This is a genomic window from Nocardioides sp. GCM10023255 (genome assembly GCF_042653125.1).
Lineage (GTDB): Bacteria > Actinomycetota > Actinomycetes > Propionibacteriales > Nocardioidaceae > Nocardioides.
The window spans coordinates 162,712-180,491 of record NZ_JBHSHU010000013.1; the positions used below are offsets into that span (position 1 = coordinate 162,712).

18 protein-coding genes and 1 riboswitch are annotated in these 17,780 nt (G+C 73.3%); of the genes, 7 read left to right on the forward strand and 11 right to left on the reverse strand.

Features of this window, described 5'->3' with window-relative positions:
- Positions 1–168: 168 nt before the first annotated feature.
- Together ACFO9I_RS21735 and ACFO9I_RS21740 are read right to left on the reverse strand one after the other, a co-directional pair.
- Entirely contained in the window at positions 169–1,377 is a 1,209-nt protein-coding gene (locus ACFO9I_RS21735) for a hypothetical protein (RefSeq protein WP_379184744.1), read from the reverse strand.
- On the reverse strand, positions 1,374–1,883 hold the full coding sequence (locus ACFO9I_RS21740; RefSeq protein ID WP_379184746.1) for a SigE family RNA polymerase sigma factor: 510 nt from the start codon (positions 1,881–1,883) through the stop codon (positions 1,374–1,376). Before ACFO9I_RS21740 ends, ACFO9I_RS21735 begins: the two co-directional genes overlap by 4 nt.
- A gap of 93 nt (positions 1,884–1,976) precedes the next feature.
- Between ACFO9I_RS21740 and ACFO9I_RS21745 the strand changes: the two genes are divergently transcribed.
- Complete coding sequence (locus tag ACFO9I_RS21745; RefSeq protein WP_379184748.1) at positions 1,977–2,894, forward strand: NAD(P)H-dependent flavin oxidoreductase; 918 nt, start codon at positions 1,977–1,979, stop codon at positions 2,892–2,894.
- Here the strand turns inward: ACFO9I_RS21745 and ACFO9I_RS21750 are convergent.
- Positions 2,886–3,740: an ATP-grasp domain-containing protein gene (locus ACFO9I_RS21750; RefSeq protein ID WP_379184750.1), complete on the reverse strand. Its 855-nt coding sequence runs from the start codon at positions 3,738–3,740 to the stop codon at positions 2,886–2,888. The two genes, ACFO9I_RS21745 and ACFO9I_RS21750, sit on opposite strands and share 9 nt — an antisense overlap.
- Positions 3,741–3,864: 124 nt before the next feature.
- Here ACFO9I_RS21750 and ACFO9I_RS21755 point away from each other — a divergent pair, with 124 nt between their 5' ends.
- Both ACFO9I_RS21755 and ACFO9I_RS21760 read left to right on the forward strand, forming a co-directional pair.
- Complete coding sequence (locus ACFO9I_RS21755; protein ID WP_379184752.1) at positions 3,865–4,224, forward strand: YciI family protein; 360 nt, start codon at positions 3,865–3,867, stop codon at positions 4,222–4,224.
- Positions 4,221–5,447, forward strand: coding sequence for an RNA polymerase sigma factor (locus ACFO9I_RS21760; RefSeq protein ID WP_379184754.1), 1,227 nt, complete (start codon positions 4,221–4,223; stop codon positions 5,445–5,447). The genes ACFO9I_RS21755 and ACFO9I_RS21760 overlap by 4 nt, the downstream gene beginning before the upstream one ends.
- Before the next feature lie 78 nt (positions 5,448–5,525).
- Here ACFO9I_RS21760 and ACFO9I_RS21765 read toward each other — a convergent pair whose 3' ends face one another.
- The gene (locus ACFO9I_RS21765; protein ID WP_379184756.1) at positions 5,526–7,016 is read right to left on the reverse strand and encodes an APC family permease; all 1,491 of its coding nucleotides are present in this window, start codon (positions 7,014–7,016) and stop codon (positions 5,526–5,528) included.
- Between the two features lie 159 nt (positions 7,017–7,175).
- On the opposite strand from ACFO9I_RS21765, the gene ACFO9I_RS21770 reads away from it, so the two are divergent.
- Positions 7,176–7,985 (forward strand): CPBP family intramembrane glutamic endopeptidase, encoded by an 810-nt coding sequence (locus tag ACFO9I_RS21770; protein ID WP_379184758.1) that lies wholly within the window; start codon positions 7,176–7,178, stop codon positions 7,983–7,985.
- Positions 7,986–7,997: 12 nt separating this feature from the next.
- Here ACFO9I_RS21770 and ACFO9I_RS21775 read toward each other — a convergent pair whose 3' ends face one another.
- The 5 genes from ACFO9I_RS21775 to ACFO9I_RS21795 all read right to left on the reverse strand — a co-directional run bounded on the left by ACFO9I_RS21775 (position 7,998) and on the right by ACFO9I_RS21795 (position 11,531).
- Positions 7,998–8,273 carry a MoaD/ThiS family protein gene (locus tag ACFO9I_RS21775; protein ID WP_379184760.1) on the reverse strand — a complete coding sequence of 92 codons (276 nt, stop codon included), beginning with the start codon at positions 8,271–8,273 and terminating at the stop codon, positions 7,998–8,000.
- A gap of 31 nt (positions 8,274–8,304) precedes the next feature.
- The gene (gene thrC, locus ACFO9I_RS21780; RefSeq protein ID WP_379184762.1) at positions 8,305–9,585 is read right to left on the reverse strand and encodes a threonine synthase; all 1,281 of its coding nucleotides are present in this window, start codon (positions 9,583–9,585) and stop codon (positions 8,305–8,307) included.
- Positions 9,586–9,595: 10 nt separating this feature from the next.
- Positions 9,596–9,739: riboswitch (SAM riboswitch) on the reverse strand.
- Positions 9,740–9,822: 83 nt separating this feature from the next.
- Positions 9,823–10,668, reverse strand: a complete 846-nt coding sequence (gene otsB / locus ACFO9I_RS21785) for a trehalose-phosphatase (protein WP_379184764.1) — start codon at positions 10,666–10,668, stop codon at positions 9,823–9,825.
- 58 nt (positions 10,669–10,726) lie between these two features.
- Positions 10,727–11,233, reverse strand: a complete 507-nt coding sequence (locus tag ACFO9I_RS21790; protein WP_379184766.1) for a LytR C-terminal domain-containing protein — start codon at positions 11,231–11,233, stop codon at positions 10,727–10,729.
- Position 11,234: 1 nt separating this feature from the next.
- Positions 11,235–11,531 (reverse strand): DUF3263 domain-containing protein, encoded by a 297-nt coding sequence (locus tag ACFO9I_RS21795; RefSeq protein WP_379184768.1) that lies wholly within the window; start codon positions 11,529–11,531, stop codon positions 11,235–11,237.
- Positions 11,532–11,674: 143 nt separating this feature from the next.
- On the opposite strand from ACFO9I_RS21795, the gene ACFO9I_RS21800 reads away from it, so the two are divergent.
- Positions 11,675–12,724 (forward strand): Gfo/Idh/MocA family protein, encoded by a 1,050-nt coding sequence (locus ACFO9I_RS21800; RefSeq protein ID WP_379184770.1) that lies wholly within the window; start codon positions 11,675–11,677, stop codon positions 12,722–12,724.
- Positions 12,725–12,732: 8 nt separating this feature from the next.
- On the opposite strand, the gene ACFO9I_RS21805 is transcribed toward ACFO9I_RS21800, so the two are convergent.
- Both ACFO9I_RS21805 and ACFO9I_RS21810 read right to left on the reverse strand, forming a co-directional pair.
- Positions 12,733–13,368 carry a LuxR C-terminal-related transcriptional regulator gene (locus tag ACFO9I_RS21805; protein WP_379184772.1) on the reverse strand — a complete coding sequence of 212 codons (636 nt, stop codon included), beginning with the start codon at positions 13,366–13,368 and terminating at the stop codon, positions 12,733–12,735.
- Complete coding sequence (locus tag ACFO9I_RS21810) at positions 13,359–14,690, reverse strand: sensor histidine kinase (protein ID WP_379184774.1); 1,332 nt, start codon at positions 14,688–14,690, stop codon at positions 13,359–13,361. The genes ACFO9I_RS21805 and ACFO9I_RS21810 overlap by 10 nt, the downstream gene beginning before the upstream one ends.
- Positions 14,691–14,832: 142 nt before the next feature.
- Here ACFO9I_RS21810 and ACFO9I_RS21815 point away from each other — a divergent pair, with 142 nt between their 5' ends.
- Positions 14,833–16,281, forward strand: coding sequence for an alpha,alpha-trehalose-phosphate synthase (UDP-forming) (locus ACFO9I_RS21815; protein ID WP_379184776.1), 1,449 nt, complete (start codon positions 14,833–14,835; stop codon positions 16,279–16,281).
- Between the two features lie 139 nt (positions 16,282–16,420).
- The gene (locus ACFO9I_RS21820; protein ID WP_379184778.1) at positions 16,421–17,713 is read left to right on the forward strand and encodes an alpha/beta fold hydrolase; all 1,293 of its coding nucleotides are present in this window, start codon (positions 16,421–16,423) and stop codon (positions 17,711–17,713) included.
- Positions 17,714–17,780 lie beyond the last annotated feature (67 nt).

Here is a 17,780-nt window from a genome sequence, read left to right on the forward strand (position 1 = left end):
AGTTCGTGGACGGTCCGGATCGTTGCCCGCGACGGACGGCCTGGCTGACCCGGCGAACCCTTCCCGCCGACGCTGCAGACCTCAACTCCCCGGTCCGGTGGTGGCACTCTCGCGACGAGAGTGCCAGTCACATGTTTAGCACTCGGGGTGGGTGAGTGCAAACACTTGCTACCGGTCCCAGATCCGGGCGTAGCTGGAGACCAGGACCTCCCGGTCGGGGTCGAAGCCCACGATCGAGGTCACCAGGCCCATGTCATGGGTGCCGACCCGCCACGCGACCAGCCGTCGGGGTTGCGCCGGGGACTCGTAGACCACCGTCTCAACGTCGAGCCAGAACTCCACGGAGCAGCAGTGGTCCGGTCTCGGGTGGTCCCCGGAGAGGGACGCCGCGCTGAGCACCAGCATCGCGTTCCTCGCCGGGGCGTCACCCTGGACGAGGAGCGCCTGGGAGGGCGTGATCTCGTTGCGCGGCACCGGCAGCCCCTCGATCCGGCCCCAGCTCTGCGCGATCCCGCCGGGCCCCATCCGCCACCGGCCGTACGCCCCGGCCTCTCCGACGAACGGCCCCGCCGGGGCCGCGATGCTGGTCGCCCCCGAGCGTCTCCCGTCGAGCGCGGAGAACATCGGCCCGGCCCCACCCTGGGTCGTCGGCGGCAGCCACAGGTCGGTGTCGCCCATCCAGTGCAGCGTGGTGGTCGGCGCCGTGCCGGTGTCGACCGACCGCCACTCGCCGGTGGCCAGGGTCAGCACGAGCACGTGGCCGGCCTGCGGGAAGGCGAGGTACTCCCCCGTGGGCGAGAGCAGCGAGTCGTGGCCCACCGAGATGTCCTCACCGGCGCCGTCGTCGTACGGCGCCACCCGCGAGGTGTCGACGCTGCGCAGCGATCCGTCCGGGGCCAGCAGCAGGAGCCGGGTCCCGCCGTCGTCGTCGAGCAGGGCGTACGCCGCCAGCGCCGAGGTGATCGGCTCGTCCGCGAGGTCGGGAGCGGGGGCGGAGAGGTCGACCTCCTCCGGGAACGGCGAGTCGACCCGGGGCAGCGTCTCCTCCTGCGACACCAGCGGGCCCCAGTAGACCGGCCAGCCCCGGTAGTGGCCGTCCGGCTTCGTCCCGGCCGGGCCGTCCGGCCAGGCGGGCACGCTCGCGGTCGGCGAGGGACGCTGGGTCGCCGGCCCCGGACCCGTGGAGCGGTCGGCTCCAGGACCCCCGGAGACCGCCACCGCGACGACCGCCACGGCGGCCACGGCCCCGGCCACGACCCCGGCGGTACGCCGGCGCCGGATCCGCGTGGCCCGGCCCCACGCGGCGTCGGAGAGGTCGCGCCCGGTCACGTCGGCGACCCGCTCGTGGAGCAGGTCCCGCAGCTCCTGGTCGGTCATCGGTAGTCCTCCAGCATCACGGCGAGGTGGGGCGAGCTCTCGCGCAGGCGGCGCAGGGCGAGGTGGGTCTGGCTCTTGACGGTGCCGGTCGAGACCCCGAGCGTCTCGGCGGTGTCCCGCTCGCTGAGGTCCTCGTAGTAGCGCAGCACGATCACCGAGCGCTGCCGGGGCGTGAGCGCGGCCAGCGCGCGATCGAGTGCGAGCCGGCTGTCGGAGCGGTGCTCGTGGGAGTACGCCGCGCCCCGCTGCACGGCGTCGTCGGAGACCACCTCGCGGCGCCGGCGCCGCCACCACGAGATGTTGGTGCGCACGATGACCTGGCGGGCGTAGGCGTCCGGGTGGCCGTCGTGCAGCTGCCGCCAGCGCAGCGCCACCTGGGTGAGCGCCTCCTGGACCAGGTCCTCCGCGCGCTGGTGGTCGCCGGTCACCAGGACGGCGGTGCGCAGCAGCGCGAGCTGCCGGTCACGGGCCCAGCGCGTGAAGCCCTCGCGGTCACTCCCGGCCACGCGTCCCCCTCGTGCTGCTCATGCCCTCATCAACGCAGCGGCGACCCGACAGGTTGGAGGCCGGGGCCGCAGTTCCGGTCTAGCGTGTCGCACATGCAGCCTCCCGCAGCGCTCCGCACCCGTGTCCCGGTCATCAGCGCCCCCATGGCCGGCCCCGGGGGCGGCCGCCTCGCGCACGCCGTGAGCCGCGCCGGCGCCCTCGGGATGCTGGGCGTGCCGCCGACCGCGGACGACGACTGGGTGCGCCGCGAGGCTGCGGTCGCCGGCGCCGGCGGCACGGCGTACGGCGTGGGCCTGCTGGCCTGGGCACTCGGGGAAGCCCCCGGGCAGCTGGAGGCCGTGCTCGAGCTGCGGCCTGCGCTGGTCTCGGTCAGCTTCGGCCCGTACGCCGAGCCGGTGCGGCGGCTGCGGAGCGCCGGGATCCTGACCGCCACCCAGGTCGGCTCGCTCGCCGACCTCGAGGAGGCCACGGCTGCGGGTGTCGACGTCGTGGTGGTGCGTGGCGCCGAGGGCGGTGGCCACGGGCGTGACGCGATGGCCACGCTCCCGCTGCTGCAGCTGGCGCTGGAGCAGACCTCCCTCCCGGTCTACGCCGCGGGCGGGATCCTCAACCACCGCGGGGTCGCGGCCGTCCTCGCCGCCGGTGCGGCCGGCGCCTGGGTCGGCACCGCCTTCCTCGGGTGCGTGGAGGCGGCCGGGACGCCGGCCGCGAAGGCCGCGCTGTTCGCCGCCGGGCGGACCGGCTACGGCCGGGTCTTCGACCGGGTGCAGCGCGCCGCCTGGCCGGACGAGTTCGGTGGCCGGGCGGTGGCCAACGCGTTCTTCGACGAATGGGTCGGCCGCGAGGACCGGATCGACGACGACGCCCGCTCCCGCTTCCGGACCGCGGTGGCCGCGGAGGACTTCTCGGTCGCCCACGTGTACGCCGGCCAGGGCGTCGCCGCGCTCACCGGCGAGACGACCGCCGCCGACGTGGTGGCCGAGCTGGCCCGCGCCCTGCCGTCAGCGTGACAGCCGCGTCACCACGAGGTCGGCGAAGGCCTCGGCGTTGCCGGGGTGCACGTCGAGGTAGAGGCCCGGCTCGATGAGCTCGAGCTCGCCGACCACGAGGTCGCCGTCGAGCTCCATCAGGTCGACGCGGGCGTAGTCGAGCGTCCGCCCGAGCAGGGACTCGGCCGCCTCGACGGCCCGCAGGGCGACGGCCGCAGGGCGCTCGGCCAGCGGCACGGCACGGGACTCCCCGCCGTACTCCTCGTGCACCCGGATCTCCCCCGCGGCCGGCAGCTTGTCGACCTGGGACACCGGCCGGCCGCCGAGCACGAAGACCGATGTCTCGCCGGCGGTCCGCACGGACTCCACGAGCGGCTGCGCGATCCAGGGGCCGGCGGTGAGCCCGGACAGGCGGTGGTCGTCGGTCGCCTCGGCGACCACGACGCCGACGCCGCTGGCGCCGGTCCGTGCCTTGATGACGACGCTGCCCCAGCGGTCCAGGGCCGCCCGGAGGCCGCCGCGCAGGTCGGAGTCGCCGACCAGCAGCGACGGGACGGTGGGGACGCGGTCGGCGAGACCGGTCAGGTAGGCCTTGTCGGCGTTCCAGGTGAAGACGTCGGCGCCGTTGAGGAGCGCGGTCTGCTTCTCCACCGTGGCCGCCCAGTCGAGGAAGTCGGCGCAGCGGCGGTGATAGTCCCACGTGGCGCGGACGGCGACGAGGTCGGCGTCCTGCCAGCGTACGGAGTCGTCGTCCCAGCACACCCACGCGGCGTCGACGCCGCGGGCCGCCAGCGCGTCGTCGAGCAGCTGCCCGCCCGGCTCGCCGTCGGGAAGCAGGCAGAAGGTCGTCAGCAGCACCCGGGTCACCCCGCGAGGCTAGGCCGCCGGCCCCATGTCCGACCAACGGATATCGCCGGGGCTGTCGATCCGTCCGCTCCTCGCCCGTCATCTCGGTGTCAGACTCATCCACGAACCATCGAGAGGACACACCATGACCGAGTACGTCGTGCTGCTGACGGGCAACGAGAGCGCCTGGGAGGCCGCCACCGAGGAGCAGAAGGCGCAGATGTACGCCCGGCACGGTGAGTTCGCCCGCCTGCTGGCCGAGCGCGGCCACAAGGTGGTCGGCGGCAACGAGCTCACCCACTCCCGCGAGGCGAGGGTCGTGCGCGGCGACCTCGACGCGGTGACCGTCACCGAGGGTCCGTACGCCGAGACGGTGGAGCAGCTGACCGGCTACTACCTCGTCGACACCGACGACCTCGACGACCTGCTCCAGATCTGCGGCCTGCTCGCCGGCGACGGAGCCGTCGAGGTCCGCGGCACCGTGGACCACTCCGGGACCGCGTGACCGACCCCCTCTCCGCCGCGCTGCGCGAGGAGTGGGGCCGCCTGCTGGCCCTGCTCGTCGCGCAGTACCGGCGCCTGGACCTCGCCGAGGACGGGCTGGCCGACGCGTTCGAGGCGGCGGCCCGGACCTGGTCGTCGACGGGGGTCCCGGACAACCCGCCCGCATGGCTGCTGACCACGGCCCGGCGGCGCATCGTCGACCGGCTGCGCAGCGAGACGGTGGCCGCCCGCAAGCTGCCGCTGCTGGTGGTCGAGGCAGACCTGCAGGAGGAGGCGCAGCGCGTGATGGCCGATGCGGGCGAGCAGGTGCGCGACGAGCGGCTGCGGCTGGTGCTGCTCTGCGCGCACCCGTCCCTCCCGACGGCCTCCGCAGCCGCCCTCACCCTCCGGATGGTGCTGGGCGTGCCGACCGAGGACGTGGCCCGGCTGTTCCTGGTGAGCGCGCCGACGATGGCAGCCCGCCTCACCCGGGCCCGCAAGAGGCTGGCCGGGGAGCGCTTCGTCGTGCCCTCAGGCGCGGAGCTGGAGTCCCGGGTCGGCGTGGTCGCCGACGTGGCCTACCTGGCGTTCACGACCGGCTACGCCCCCGGCTCGGGGCCGGACGTGCTGCGCGCCGACATCGGCGCCGAGGCCATCCGCCTGGTGCGGGTGCTGCGCTCGCTGCTGCCGCCGTCGTTCGCGGGCGCCCCCGAGCTCGACGCCCTGCTCGCGCTCATGCTGGTCCAGCACTCGCGGCGCGACGCCCGGGTGCGCGACGGGCGGCTGGTGCTGCTGCCCGACCAGGACCGTGGCCGGTGGCACCACGACGAGGCGGCCGAGGCCCTGGACCTGCTGACGCCCCTCACCACGGCGCCGGCCGCGCCGTACCTCCTCCAGGCCCTGATCGCCGCCGAGCACGCGATCGCCCCCACCCCCGAGGCGACCGACTGGCCGCGGATCGCGGCGCGCTACGCGGAGCTCGAGGAGCTGACCGGGTCCCCCGTGGTGCGGCTCAACCGGGCGGTCGCGGTGGCCGAGGCGGACGGGCCGCTGGCCGGGCTGTCGCTGCTGGACACGCTCGACGCCCGGGCCCTCCCCGGCCACCGGCTCCCCGCGGCCCGGGCCGAGCTGCTGGCCCGGGCCGGGCGGCTCGACGAGGCGCGGACGTCGTACGACGAGGCCGTCGGGCGGTGCCCGAACCTCGCCGAGCGGGCACACCTCATCGAGCGCCGCGCCCGGCTCTGACGCGATAGTCCGGCACGTTTCGTCGTACTCCTCGCCGGGAGGCCGACGAAACGTGCCGGACTATCCGTGGCTACGCGTTCAGGCCTGCACCTCGGCCTCGGCGGCGGACCGGGCCAGCACCGAGTTGCGGCGACCGTAGAAGAAGTAGACCGCGAGCCCGAGGACCAGCCAGACCAGGAACCGGATCCACGTGTCGACGGCCAGGCTCGCCATCAGCGCCACGCACGAGAGCGCGGAGACGATCGGCAGCAGCGGCACCTGGGGGGTGCGGAACGGGCGCTCCATCCTCGGCTCCGTACGCCGCAGCACGGCGACCGCGATCGACACCACGACGAACGCGAACAGGGTGCCGATGGAGACCATCTCGGCCAGCGTGTCGAGCGGGACGAACGCCCCGAGCAGGCAGACGGCGATCGTGGTCACCAGGGTGATCCGGGTCGGGGTGCGGTACTTCGGGTGGACCTTGCCGATCGCCGGGGGCAGCAGCCCGTCGCGGCACAGCGCGAAGCCGATCCGGCCCATCGCCACGATGTCGACGAGGATCACCGAGCTCAGCCCGGCGACCGCGGCCAGCCCGATCAGGAAGCCGGCCCAGCCGAGCCCGACCTGGTGGAAGGCGTCGGAGATCGGGGCCCCCTCGGACAGGTCGGCGTAGTTGACCATGCCGGTCAGGACGAGGCAGACCAGCAGGTAGAGCGCGGTGCAGATGACGAGCGTGCCGATCAGGCCGCGCGGCATGTCCTTGCCGGGGTTCTCGGTCTCCTCACCGAGGTTCGCCACCGCCTCGAAGCCGCTGTAGGCGAAGAAGACGACGGCCGCCGCCACCAGGACGCCCGCGATGCCGAACGCGGTGGGGTCGATGCCGGTGGCCCACTGCCACAGCGGCTGCGCGAGCCCGGTCGTGTCGTCGGTGGAGGGCTCGGACGGCGGGACGAACGGCAGCAGGTTGGCGGACTTCAGGAAGAACAGCCCGGCGGCGATGACGAAGACGCAGACCGACACCTTGGTGACGACCAGGGCGTTGGTCACCCACTTCGACTCGCGGATGCCGACCGCGGCGACCAGGCCGAGGACGGCGGCGATCAGGACCGCCCCGACGTTCACCGGCGCGGACTCCCCGAACAGGCCGGTGGGCAGCGCCAGCGCGTCCTGGAGGTACGCCGACCAGCCGCGGGCGACCACCGCCGCCCCGAGCGCGAACTCGAGGATCAGGTCCCAGGCGATGATCCAGGCGAAGATCTCGCCGATCGTCGTGTAGGCGTAGGTGTAGGAGCTGCCGGCCGTGGGCACCGCCGCGGCGAGCTCGGCGTAGCACAGGGCGGCGAGCATGCTGACGACACCCGCGATGAGGAACGAGATCACGATGGCCGGGCCGGCGTGGTTCTTCGCCTCGATCCCGGTCAGCGTGAAGATGCCGGTGCCGATCACGATCCCGATGCCGAACCCCGTGAGGTCCCGCGCGGAGAGCCGCTTGCTCAGCCCCGACCCGTCCCCGTCGGCGGTGGGGTCGTTCTGGTGGATGACCGTCTGGACGGACTTGGTCCGCAGGACCGTTTCCCGGAAAGACATGCGCAGACCCTAGTGAACCGGCGGGCCCGGGGGTGACCGGCGGTCGACGAGCGGACGGCCACAGGACCACGCGGACCGGACCATGGTCCCTAGGCGCTGCCCGGCCCGCCTCGCAGGGTGGTTGAAACAGGCACCACCCCGACGGACCCGGGAGTTCCGATGACCACACGATCCGCCGCACCCGCCGTACGACGCCGCCGGGTCGAGCCCTCGATCGGCGTCGGCCTGGCGATGGTCGTCGCCTACATGGTCGTCTTCAACGGCCTGCAGGTCGTGGCCGGCGTCGACTACGCCGACTACGTGGACAGCCCCGGCAACGCCTGGCGCGCCGTGGTGCTGCCGCTGGCTGCCGGGGCGGTCCTCCTGATCGCGTTCGTGCTGTGGTCCGGCTGGGACACCGTCTGGCGCGACCCCGCACGGCTCCCGATGACGTGGGCGCTGCGGACCGCTCCGCTTCTCTTCGCGGCCGTCCTGGTCCTGCGCTTCGCCGGGGTCGACTGGGGTGACGTGCCTGCCGACCTGCTGTGGCCGATCCTCCTGGGCGGGATCCTGGTCGGGTTCTGCGAGGAGACCCTCTTCCGCGGCATCGTGCTGCGCTGCCTGCGCACCGGAGGCCGGCCCGAGTCCCGCGCGGTGCTGTGGAGCTGCCTGGTGTTCGGTGGCTTCCACACCGGCAACCTGCTGTTCGGCCAGTCGGTCGGGGCGGTCGCCTTCCAGGTGGTCATGGCCACGATCGCGGGCGCGACGCTCTACCTGTTCCGTCGCTGGTCCGGCCTCCTGGTGGCCGGCATGGTGGCGCACGGCGCCTGGGACGCCTCGCTCTTCCTCGCCCAGGACCACGCGCTCGAGAACGCCCTCAGCGACACGATCGGCTTCGTGGGCCTCGCGCTCGTGGCCCTGGCCGGCCTGGTCGCCCTCGTCGAGATCCTCGTGCGCGACCGGGACCTGGTGGTCGGCACCGCGCCCTAGGTGCCGCGCCGCTCAGCCCCCGGCGACCGCGGGGATGACCGAGATCTGGGTGCCGTCGGGGGTGGCGGTGTCGAGGTTCTCGAGGAAGCGCACGTCGTCGTTGCCGACGTAGACGTTCACGAACCGGCGCAGGTCGCCGCCCTCGTCGAGGATGCGGCCCTTGATCCCCGAGTAGTTCGCGTCGAGGTGCTCCAGCACCTCGGCCAGGGTGCCGCCCTCGGCGGTCACCTCGGACTCACCGCCGGTGTAGGTGCGCAGGATCGTCGGGATCCGGACGGAAACGCTCATGGGTGCATCCTCCTCGGGAGACGGGCGCCGGTCAGGCGATGCCGGTGGCGGCGAACGCGGCGTACGACGGGTCGATGGTGGCCGCGGGACCCACGGCGCCGGAGACGGCGTCGAGGGTCTTCAGGCCGTGGCCGGTGTTGATGACGACGGTGTCGAGCGTCGGGTCGAGCTGGCCGGTCTCGACCAGCTTCTTCAGCACGCCGACCGTGGTGCCGCCGGCCGTCTCGGTGAAGATCCCCTCGGTCCGGGCGAGCAGCACGATCCCCTCACGGACCTCGTCGTCGGTGATGTCCTCGACGGCACCGCCGGTCTCCCGGCAGATGTCGAGCACGTAGATGCCGTCGGCGGGGTTGCCGATGGCCAGGCTCTTGGCGATGGTGTCCGGCCGGACCGGGCGGATCGCGTCCACGCCGGTCTTGTAGGCCACCGAGACCGGGGAGCAGCCGGCAGCCTGCGCGCCGTACACCTTGTAGGGCTTGTCCTCGACCAGGCCGAGCCTGATCAGCTCCTGGAAGGCCTTGTGCACCTTGGTCAGCTGCGAGCCGCTCGCGACCGGGATCACGATCTGGTCCGGCAGCCGCCACCCGAGCTGCTCGGCGATCTCGTAGCCCAGCGTCTTGGAGCCCTCGGCGTAGAAGGGGCGGACGTTGACGTTGACGAACGCCCACCCGTCCTCCTCGCCGGCGATCTCGGAGGCGAGCCGGTTCACGTCGTCGTAGTTGCCGTTCACGGCGACGAGGGACTCGGTGAAGACCGCGGAGTTGACCTGCTTGGGCTGCTCGAGGTTGCTCGGGATGAACACCACGGTCTTGATGCCGGCCCGGGCGCCGGCGGCGGCCACCGCGTTGGCCAGGTTGCCCGTCGAGGGGCAGGCGAAGACCTTCGAGCCGAGCTCGCGCGCGGCGCTGAGCGCGCAGGCGACCACGCGGTCCTTGAAGGAGTTGGTGGGGTTGGTGGAGTCGTCCTTCACCCACAGGTTGTCGATGCCGAGCTCGCGGCCGAGGTTGTCGGCCCTCAGCAGCCGGGTGAAGCCGGGCTCGGTGTTCGGGCTCTGCTCGATGTCGGTCGGCACCGGCAGCAGGGCCTTGTACCGCCAGATGTTGCGGGGGCCGGCCTCGATCTCCTCGCGGGTCACGGCCGGGAAGTCGTAGGCGATCTCCAGCGGGCCGAAGCACTCCGGGCACGCGTAGTGCGGGCCGAGGTCGACCTGGTGCCCGCACTCGCGGCACGCGAGCGCCCGGGCGTTGCCGAAGGCCCCCGGGCGGAGCCCCTGGGACGTGGTGGATGCCTGCTCTGCGACGACGGCGCTCATGAAGTCCTCCTCCTCATCTTCCCCGGGGCGTCTCTCGCACCGGGCCGGAATTGGCACCGTTTCCGCGACCGCGTCCCGACTGGACGGGGCGTGGGGGCTCGCGGCGGTTGCCGGGACTTCACAGGGCCGTTCCCTCAGTCCCTCTCGATGAGCTGGGGCCAACTGTAGGAGAGCGGTCTCAGCATGTGCACATCACGTCCGCATGCTGGTCCCCCGGCGGGCCGGCGCGCAGCCGGGTCAGGCGCGCAGGTCGCGGGCGTCGGAGGTGAGCTGGCGCAGCAGGTCGAGGACCCCCTCGGGCCCCTTCACCACGACGTCGGCGAGCGACACCAGGGAGCTCTCCTCGTCGGAGGCCGAGCAGACCAGCAGCGTCGGCATCCCGCCGCGCCGCAGCTCGGCGACCGCCTCGAACGCCTCGACGTCGCCGAGGTCGTCACCGGCGAACAGGAAGGCGCCGGCCTCGAGGTCGCTGACCAGGGTCTCGACGACCACGCCCTTGTGCATGCCCGGCGAGCGCACCTCGATGACGTTGCGGCCCGGCTCGACGGCCAGGTCGTGGCTGCGGGCCAGCTCCTGCACCAGCGGCAGGAGCCGGTCGAACGCGCCCTGCGGGTCGGGCAGCCGCCGGGTGTGCACGGCGACCGCGAGGCCCTTGTCCTCCAGGTGCGCGTCGGCGGCGTCCGCGCGCCGCAGGATCCTCGGCAGCTCGCGCAGGAACGTGGCCAGGCCCTGCGGCGGGCGCGGCGAGACCACCCGCCGGTTGGTGGAGGACCAGCGCTCGTTGCCGTACTGCCCGAACAGGTAGAGCTCCTTGCCGGCGTCACCGACGGCGTTCCCGACCTCCTCGAGGCCACCGAGCGCCAGCGCCTGGCGGGCCGGCCGGCCGGTGACCACGGCTACGGCCAGCACCTGACCGGCGAGGTCGACGAGCACCTCGGAGGCGTCGGGGTGGATGTGCGCCTGCGCCGGGTCGTCGACGATCGGGGACAGGGTCCCGTCGAAGTCGAGGCCGACCACGCAGGAGGGGGCGGCACGCACCAGCGCGGCGTACCGCTGCTCGCCCTCGGGAGAGGTGAACTCCATGGGAGACACCCAACCACGAACGGCGGCCGCCGTGGGCCCGGGGGCGGCCGGGCGTCGCTCAGCCCAGGGGGCCGGTCAGGATGACGGTGAGCCGGTCGAGGCGCATCGGGTCGACGGCCGGGGCGGTCCGGTCGACGCCGAGGTCGAGCGCGAGCACCTTCGCGGCGGCCTTGAGCCGCTGGGGGTAGTAGACGGTGGTGGCCGGGATGGTGCCGTACCAGTTGTCGGAGCCCACGACCTGCCAGCCGGCGCCCGACGCGCGGGAGGCGACGCTGCCGGCCAGCCCGGTGATGCCGGAGTTGTTGTAGACCTCGACGTAGACCTTGCTGCGCACGACCGCCGGCGGCTCGGGCTTGATGGTCCGGGGCTTCTCCGGCGCCAGGCTCGGCTTCGCGCTCGGCTCGGCCGCGGGCTTCTCGGCACGCGACACGGTGGTGACCTCGCGCTCGGTCGGCTCACCGCCGCGGGTGGCGACGTAGGCGATGCCGGCCATGGCGACGGCGATGATGCTGAGCATCACCACCGGCGAGGGGAAGACCACGCCACGCTGGTCGCGCACGCGCATCTCAGACCTCGAAGCCGAGACGGCGCGCGGAGCGCTGGCGCTGGCGGGCGGCCCGCAGCCGGCGCAGCCGGCGCACGAGCAGCGGGTCGGCCTCGAGCGCCTCGGGACGGTCGATGAGCGCGTTGAGCACCTGGTAGTAGCGCGTCGAGGACATGTCGAACTTGTCCCGGACCGCGGTCTCCTTGGCGCCGGCGTACTTCCACCACTGGCGCTCGAACTCGAGGATCTCCCGGTCGCGCTCGCTCAGGCTCGGCGTCGCGTCGGCCTCGTGGCCGTGCAGGGCGTTCGCGGCATCCATGCGCTGTCTCCCCGGGGGTGCTCTGGTGGTGGAGCATCAGTCTAGGTGACGAACCACAACGATGTCATTCGACCCCGGGGGCGAGTCGCGGCACCCGGTCCGGGCCCTCGGCGGCGCCGCGGGACCCCACTAGGGTCGTGGCCGTGGACGACACCGAGAGCGGCACCGAGATGGGCTCCGAGATCGGCTGGGGCATCCTGGCCACCGGCAAGATCGCGCACAGCTTCGCCGAGGACCTCGCCCTGGTCCCCGGCGCCCGGCTCGCCGCGGTCGGGTCGCGACGGCCCGAGAGCGCGCGGGCCTTCGCCGACAGGTACGACGCGGCCGCGGCCCACGGCTCCTACGAGGAGCTGGTGGCGGACCCTGCCGTCGACGTCGTCTACATCGCCACCCCGCACGCCTTCCACCTCGACAACGCCCGGCTGGCGTTCGAGGCGGGCAAGCACGTGCTCTGCGAGAAGCCGTTGACCCTCAGCGTGGCCGAGGCCGAGGAGATGGTCGCGCTCGCCCGCCGGCACGACCGGTTCCTCATGGAGGCGATGTGGACCGCCTGCCACCCGGTCGTCCGGCGGCTCGCCGACGACGTGCGCGCGGGCCGGTTCGGGACCCCGCGGCACCTGCACGCCGAGCTCGGCTTCCGGGTCGAGGCGCCGCCGGAGGACCGGATGCTCAACCCGGCCCTCGGCGCCGGCGCACTGCTGGACATGGGCATCTACCCGCTCACGATGGCCCACCTGCTGCTCGGGGAGGCCGAGGCGCTCGCCGCCGTCGCCCACCTCTCCCCCGACGGCATCGACCTCGACGTCGCACTCACCGGCCGCTACCCCGGCGGTGCGCTGGCCACCATGACGGCCTCGATGACCTCGTGGTCCTCCCGCGCGGCGGCCCTGGCCACCGACGAGGGACGCATCGACCTCGACGACTTCCACCACCCGACGCGGGCGACCTTCACGCCGTACGCCGCCGGCGGCTCGAACGACGTCGACGGGCGCAGCGATCCGGTGCGCATCGAGGGGCACGAGCCGGTGCTCGGGCGTGGCTACGCCCACGAGATCGCCGAGGTGGGCCGCTGCCTGCGGGAGGGGCTGCGCGAGAGCCCGATGGTGCCCCACACCCAGACGCTCACCCTGATGCGACAGCTCGACGAGGTCCGCCGACAGGTCGGCGTCCGGTACGACGCGGACGGGGGCTGAGCCCCGGCTCACCCCTGGCGGAGGTGCCGCAGCACCGCCTGCACCCGCCGGTGCCCGGCGTCGTCCGCGTGCAGCCCGAGCTTGGCGAAGATCCGCTGCGTGTGCTTCTCGACCCCGCCCTCGGAGACCGACATGGCCGCGGCGATCGAGGTGTTCGACCGTCCCTCGGCCATCAGTGCGAGCACCTCGCGCTCGCGCGGCGTGAGGTCCGCGAGCGGGTCGCGGCGCATCAGCTGGCGGACCACCTGCGGGTCGAGCGAGGTGCCGCCCTCGGCCACGACCTCCAGGGCCCGCAGGAAGTCGGCGACGTCGCTGACCCGGTCCTTGAGCAGGTAGCCGACGCCGCCCTCCCCGGAGGCGAGCAGCTCGTCGGCGTACGACACCTCGACGTACTGCGAGAGCACCATGGTCCGGGCGCGCGGCCACGCGCGGCGCACCTCGACCGCCGCGCGCAGGCCCTCGTCGGTGTGCGACGGGGGCATCCGCACGTCGACCACGCACACGTCGGGGCGCTCGCGTAGCGCCGCTGCGACGAAGGCGGGTCCGTCACCGACGGCGGCGACCACCTCGTGGCCGGCCTCGGTCAGCAGCAGCTGCAGGCCCTCGCGCAGCAGCACCGAGTCGTCGGCAAGGACTATCCGCACTCCATCTCCGCCCTGATCCTGGTGGGCCCGCCTGCGGGGCTCGACACCGTGAGCGTGCCATCTGCGGCACGGACCCGCTGCTCCAGGCCGGCGAGGCCGTGGCCCTTGCTGAGGTGGGCGCCACCGGACCCGTCGTCCTCGACCTCGACGAGGAGCCGGCCTCCCGACACCACCACGGTGACGCGGGCCGCGGTGGCGTTGCTGTGCTTCGCGACGTTGGTGAGCGCCTCGGAGACCACGAAGTAGACCGCGGTCTCCAGGTGCGGCTCGAGGCCGGCCGGCACGTCCACGGACGCCTCCACCGGCACCTCCGAGCGGGCGACGAGCTCACCGAGCGCCGCCTCGAGGCCCCGGTCGACCAGGACCGGGGGCGCGATGCCGCGCGACAGCGCCCGCAGCTCGTCGACGGTCTCCCGGGCCTGCGCCAGCGCCGAGTCCAGCGCGCCCGCCGCCCGCTCCGGGTCCTGCTCCAGCGCGTGCCGGGCGCGGCCGAGGTCCATCGTCAGCCGCACCAGCCGCTGCTGCGGGCCGTCGTGGATGTCCCGCTCGAGCCGACGCAGCGACTCCGCCTCGGCCACCCGCGCGGCGTGGCGGCCGGTCTCGACCCGGCGCACCTCGTGCTGGAGGTCGGCGCGGCTGCTGAGCAGCACCGACGCGAGGCTCCCGTGGACGACCGCCACGAGCCGGACCACCAGGGGCAGGGTGATCAGCGCGGCCGCCCCGATCGCCAGGTTGAGCCAGATCTCGGGCGTACGTCCCTCGCCCAGGCCGAGCAGCTCGGCCAGGGTCACGTTGTCCTCGCCGAACGGGATGAAGCGCTCCCAGATCCAGTAGGTCAGCCCGCCGGCCGCCAGCGCCCACCAGGTCAGGGTCACCGCGAACGCCACCGTGCCGGTCACGAGTCCGACCAGCGACCACACGACGTCCAGCCACGACTGCGGGTCGCGCAGCGGCGTCAGCATCCGGCGCCAGAAGCCGTCACCCGCCTGCGGGCACAGGTAGTCCGGCGTGGCGGCGGGCCTGCCCAGCATGGCGCGGAGCCGCAGCCGCTCGACCCGGGCGAACCCGCGGGCCACGAGCACCGCCAGGGTCAGCAGCAGCACGCCGCCGACTATCACGAGCAGACCGAGCCCGGTCGCGAGCAGGGTCACCGCGAGCACGAACGCCGGCAGCGCCAGGAAGAACGCCGAGAGGGCGTAGCCGCTGTCCAGCAGCACCCGTCGTACGCCGCTGGGGCGCGTCGCACCGGGAGCTGCGACGGGCAGGGCGCTCAGGGGGCTCATGGCGGGTTCCGGCTGCGTGAGGAGGTGGGTCTGGGTCATGTCGGCAACGCTAGGAACGGCGCCGCCCGCGCAGAATCCTGCCAGCCCGACAGTCGTCGTCGGGCCAGCCCGACACCAGCGTCGTCGCGACCGGCCCGACGACGTCGCGGGGAGGAACCGCGACTGGGCCCGACACCCTAGGGTGTGGGGCGTGGCAACCTCCGGCTCCGCAGACCTCGTGATCGTCGCCAACCGGCTGCCCGTCGACAGGGTGACCCTCCCGGACGGCACCTCCGACTGGCGGACCTCGCCCGGCGGCCTGGTGAGCGCGCTGGAGCCCGTGATGCGCGCCAACGACGGCACCTGGATCGGCTGGCCGGGCGGCGCCGACGAGGAGCACGAGCCCTTCGAGACCAACGGCCTGCACCTGGTGCCGATGACGCTCACGGCCCAGGAGGTGGAGTACTTCTACGAGGGCTTCTCCAACGCCACCCTGTGGCCGCTCTACCACGACCTCGTCGCCAAGCCGAGCTTCCACCGCGAGTGGTGGGACGCCTACGTGGCGGTGAACCGGCGCTTCGCCGAGAAGGCCGCCGAGGTGGCCTCGCAGGGGGCGACGGTCTGGGTGCACGACTACCAGATGCAGCTGGTCCCGCAGATGCTTCGCGAGCTGCGTCCCGACCTGCGGATCGGCTTCTACCTGCACATCCCGTTCCCCCCGGCCGAGCTGTTCCAGCAGTTGCCGTGGCGGCGCCAGCTCCTCGAGGGGCTGCTCGGCGCCGACCTGATCGGCTTCCAGCTCAGCGGCGGCGCACAGAACTTCGTGCGCCTGGTGCGCCAGCGCGTCGGGCACAAGACCCACCGCGACCTCGTCTACCTCCCCGACGGGCGCACGGTGCGTGCCGCGGCGTTCCCGATCTCGATCGACACCGAGGCCTACGAGGAGCTGGCCCGCTCCGAGGAGGTCGAGAAGCGCGCCGCCGAGATCCGCGAGGTCCTCGGCAACCCGCGCCGGGTCTTCCTCGGTGTCGACCGGCTCGACTACACCAAGGGCATCTACGCGCGGCTGCGCGCCTTCAGCGAGCTCATCATCGACGGCCACTTCGACGTCGAGGACGCGGTCTTCGTGCAGGTCGCGACGCCGTCGCGGGAGCAGGTGGAGCAGTACCGCATCCTGCGCGACGAGATCGACCGGCTGGTCGGCCACATCAACGGCGACCTCGGCCGGATCGGGCGCCCCGCGATCCACTACCTGCACGCCTCCTACCCGCGCGAGGAGATGGCGGCCTTCTACCGGGTCGCCGACATCATGGTCGTCACGCCGTTCCGCGACGGCATGAACCTCGTCGCCAAGGAGTACGTCGCCTGCCGCTACGACAACGACGGCGCGCTGGTGCTCTCGGAGTTCGCGGGCGCCGCCGACGAGCTGCGCCAGGCCTGGCTGATCAACCCCTACGACATCAACGGCATGAAGTCGGCGCTGCTCGAGGCCTACGAGGCCGACGACAAGGAGCGGTCGCGGCGGATGAAGGCGATGCGCAAGACGGTGACCACCCACGACGTGGCCGCCTGGGCCGACAGCTTCCTCGGCGAGCTGGCGTCGGTGCGCCCCGACCACGGCAAGACCGTGCGCCCGGCCAAGCGGTCCTGAGCCGATCGGCCACGGGGCCTGCGCGCCCTCGAGGGCCGGGCGACCTGGGCCTCCGCCCCGGCCCGCGGGCCGACGGTGTGGCCGAGACGACGCCGCTCGACCCTGCCCCGGCGCGGGGGCGGTCGGGTACTTTTCGCCCATGGATCTGATCCCGAAGCCCGATCAGGTCGTCTCTGCTGCCAGCAACGTCGCCCACAAGGTGTTGTACGGCGGCCTGGCCGATCTCCGTCCCATGCCGCGCACGCTCATCGACGACGGCACGCTGCGCGAGGTCTACCACTACCGCCCCTCCGGCAAGGTCAAGGAGCAGGGCGACCCGGTGCTGCTGGTGACCCCACTGGCCGCCCCCGCGATCTGCTACGACCTGCGTCGCGGCTGCTCGCTGGTCGAGCACCTGGTCGGCGCCGGCCGGCCGACGTACCTCGTGGAGTACGGCCAGGTCTCCTTCCGCGACCGGGGCCTGGGCATGGAGCACTGGGTCGACGAGGTCGTCCCGACCGCGATCCGTGAGGTCTCCACGCACGCCGGCAACCGCCCGGTGCACGTCGTCGGCTGGAGCCTGGGCGGCATCTTCGCGATGCTCAGCGCCGCCGACCAGCCGCAGCTGCCGATCGCGTCGCTGACGGTGGTCGGCTCCCCCGTCGACATCAAGCAGGTGCCGCTGGTGGCGCCGCTGCGGCCGCTGTTGAACCTGACCGACGGCCGGGGCGGCATCACCCGCACCTACCAGGCGCTGGGGGGCGCACCCAAGCCGCTGGTCCGCTGGGCCTTCCAGCTCTCGTCGTTTCAGAAGCTCGTCACCAAGCCGGTGGCGGTCGCCACGCACCTCGACGACACCGACTTCCTGGCCCAGCTCGAGGCCGTGGACCGGTTCACCGACAACATGATCGCCTACCCCGGACGGACCTTCGGCCAGCTCTACCACCGCTTCGTGAAGGGCAACGCGCTGGTCACCGGGTCGATGGAGCTCGGCGACCGGACCATCTCGCTGGCCGACATCACCGCCCCGGTGCTGGTCTTCGGTGGCTCCACCGACGGCATCGCCCCCGCTCCCTCCGTCAAGGCGGTCGTGCCCCTGCTGACCGGCGCGAAGGACGTGCGCTTCGAGATCGTCCCGGGCGGCCACCTCGGCATGCTGACCGGGCGGCGGGCGCGCACCACCACCTGGCAGGTGCTCGACGAGTGGGTCGACCAGTGGTCCAGCGACGCCGGGGGCGTCGCGACCCCGACGGCGAAGAAGGCGGCGCGGAAGGCGGCCACGAAGACTGCGGCCGGCAAGTCCGCGTCCGCCAAGGGCACCTCCGGCAAGGCGGCGGCCGCCGGCAAGCCCGCGAAGAAGAAGGCCGCCACGAAGAAGGCGTCACCGGACGCGATCGGCTCGAACCCGTCGCGGCGCTACGGCTCCGGCGGCTCACGCGCCCTCTCCCGCTGACCTGCTCCCGCGGCGTACGTCGCGGCGGTGGCGGGGGTGCTCGCTCATGCAGGAGTCACCGGTCGGC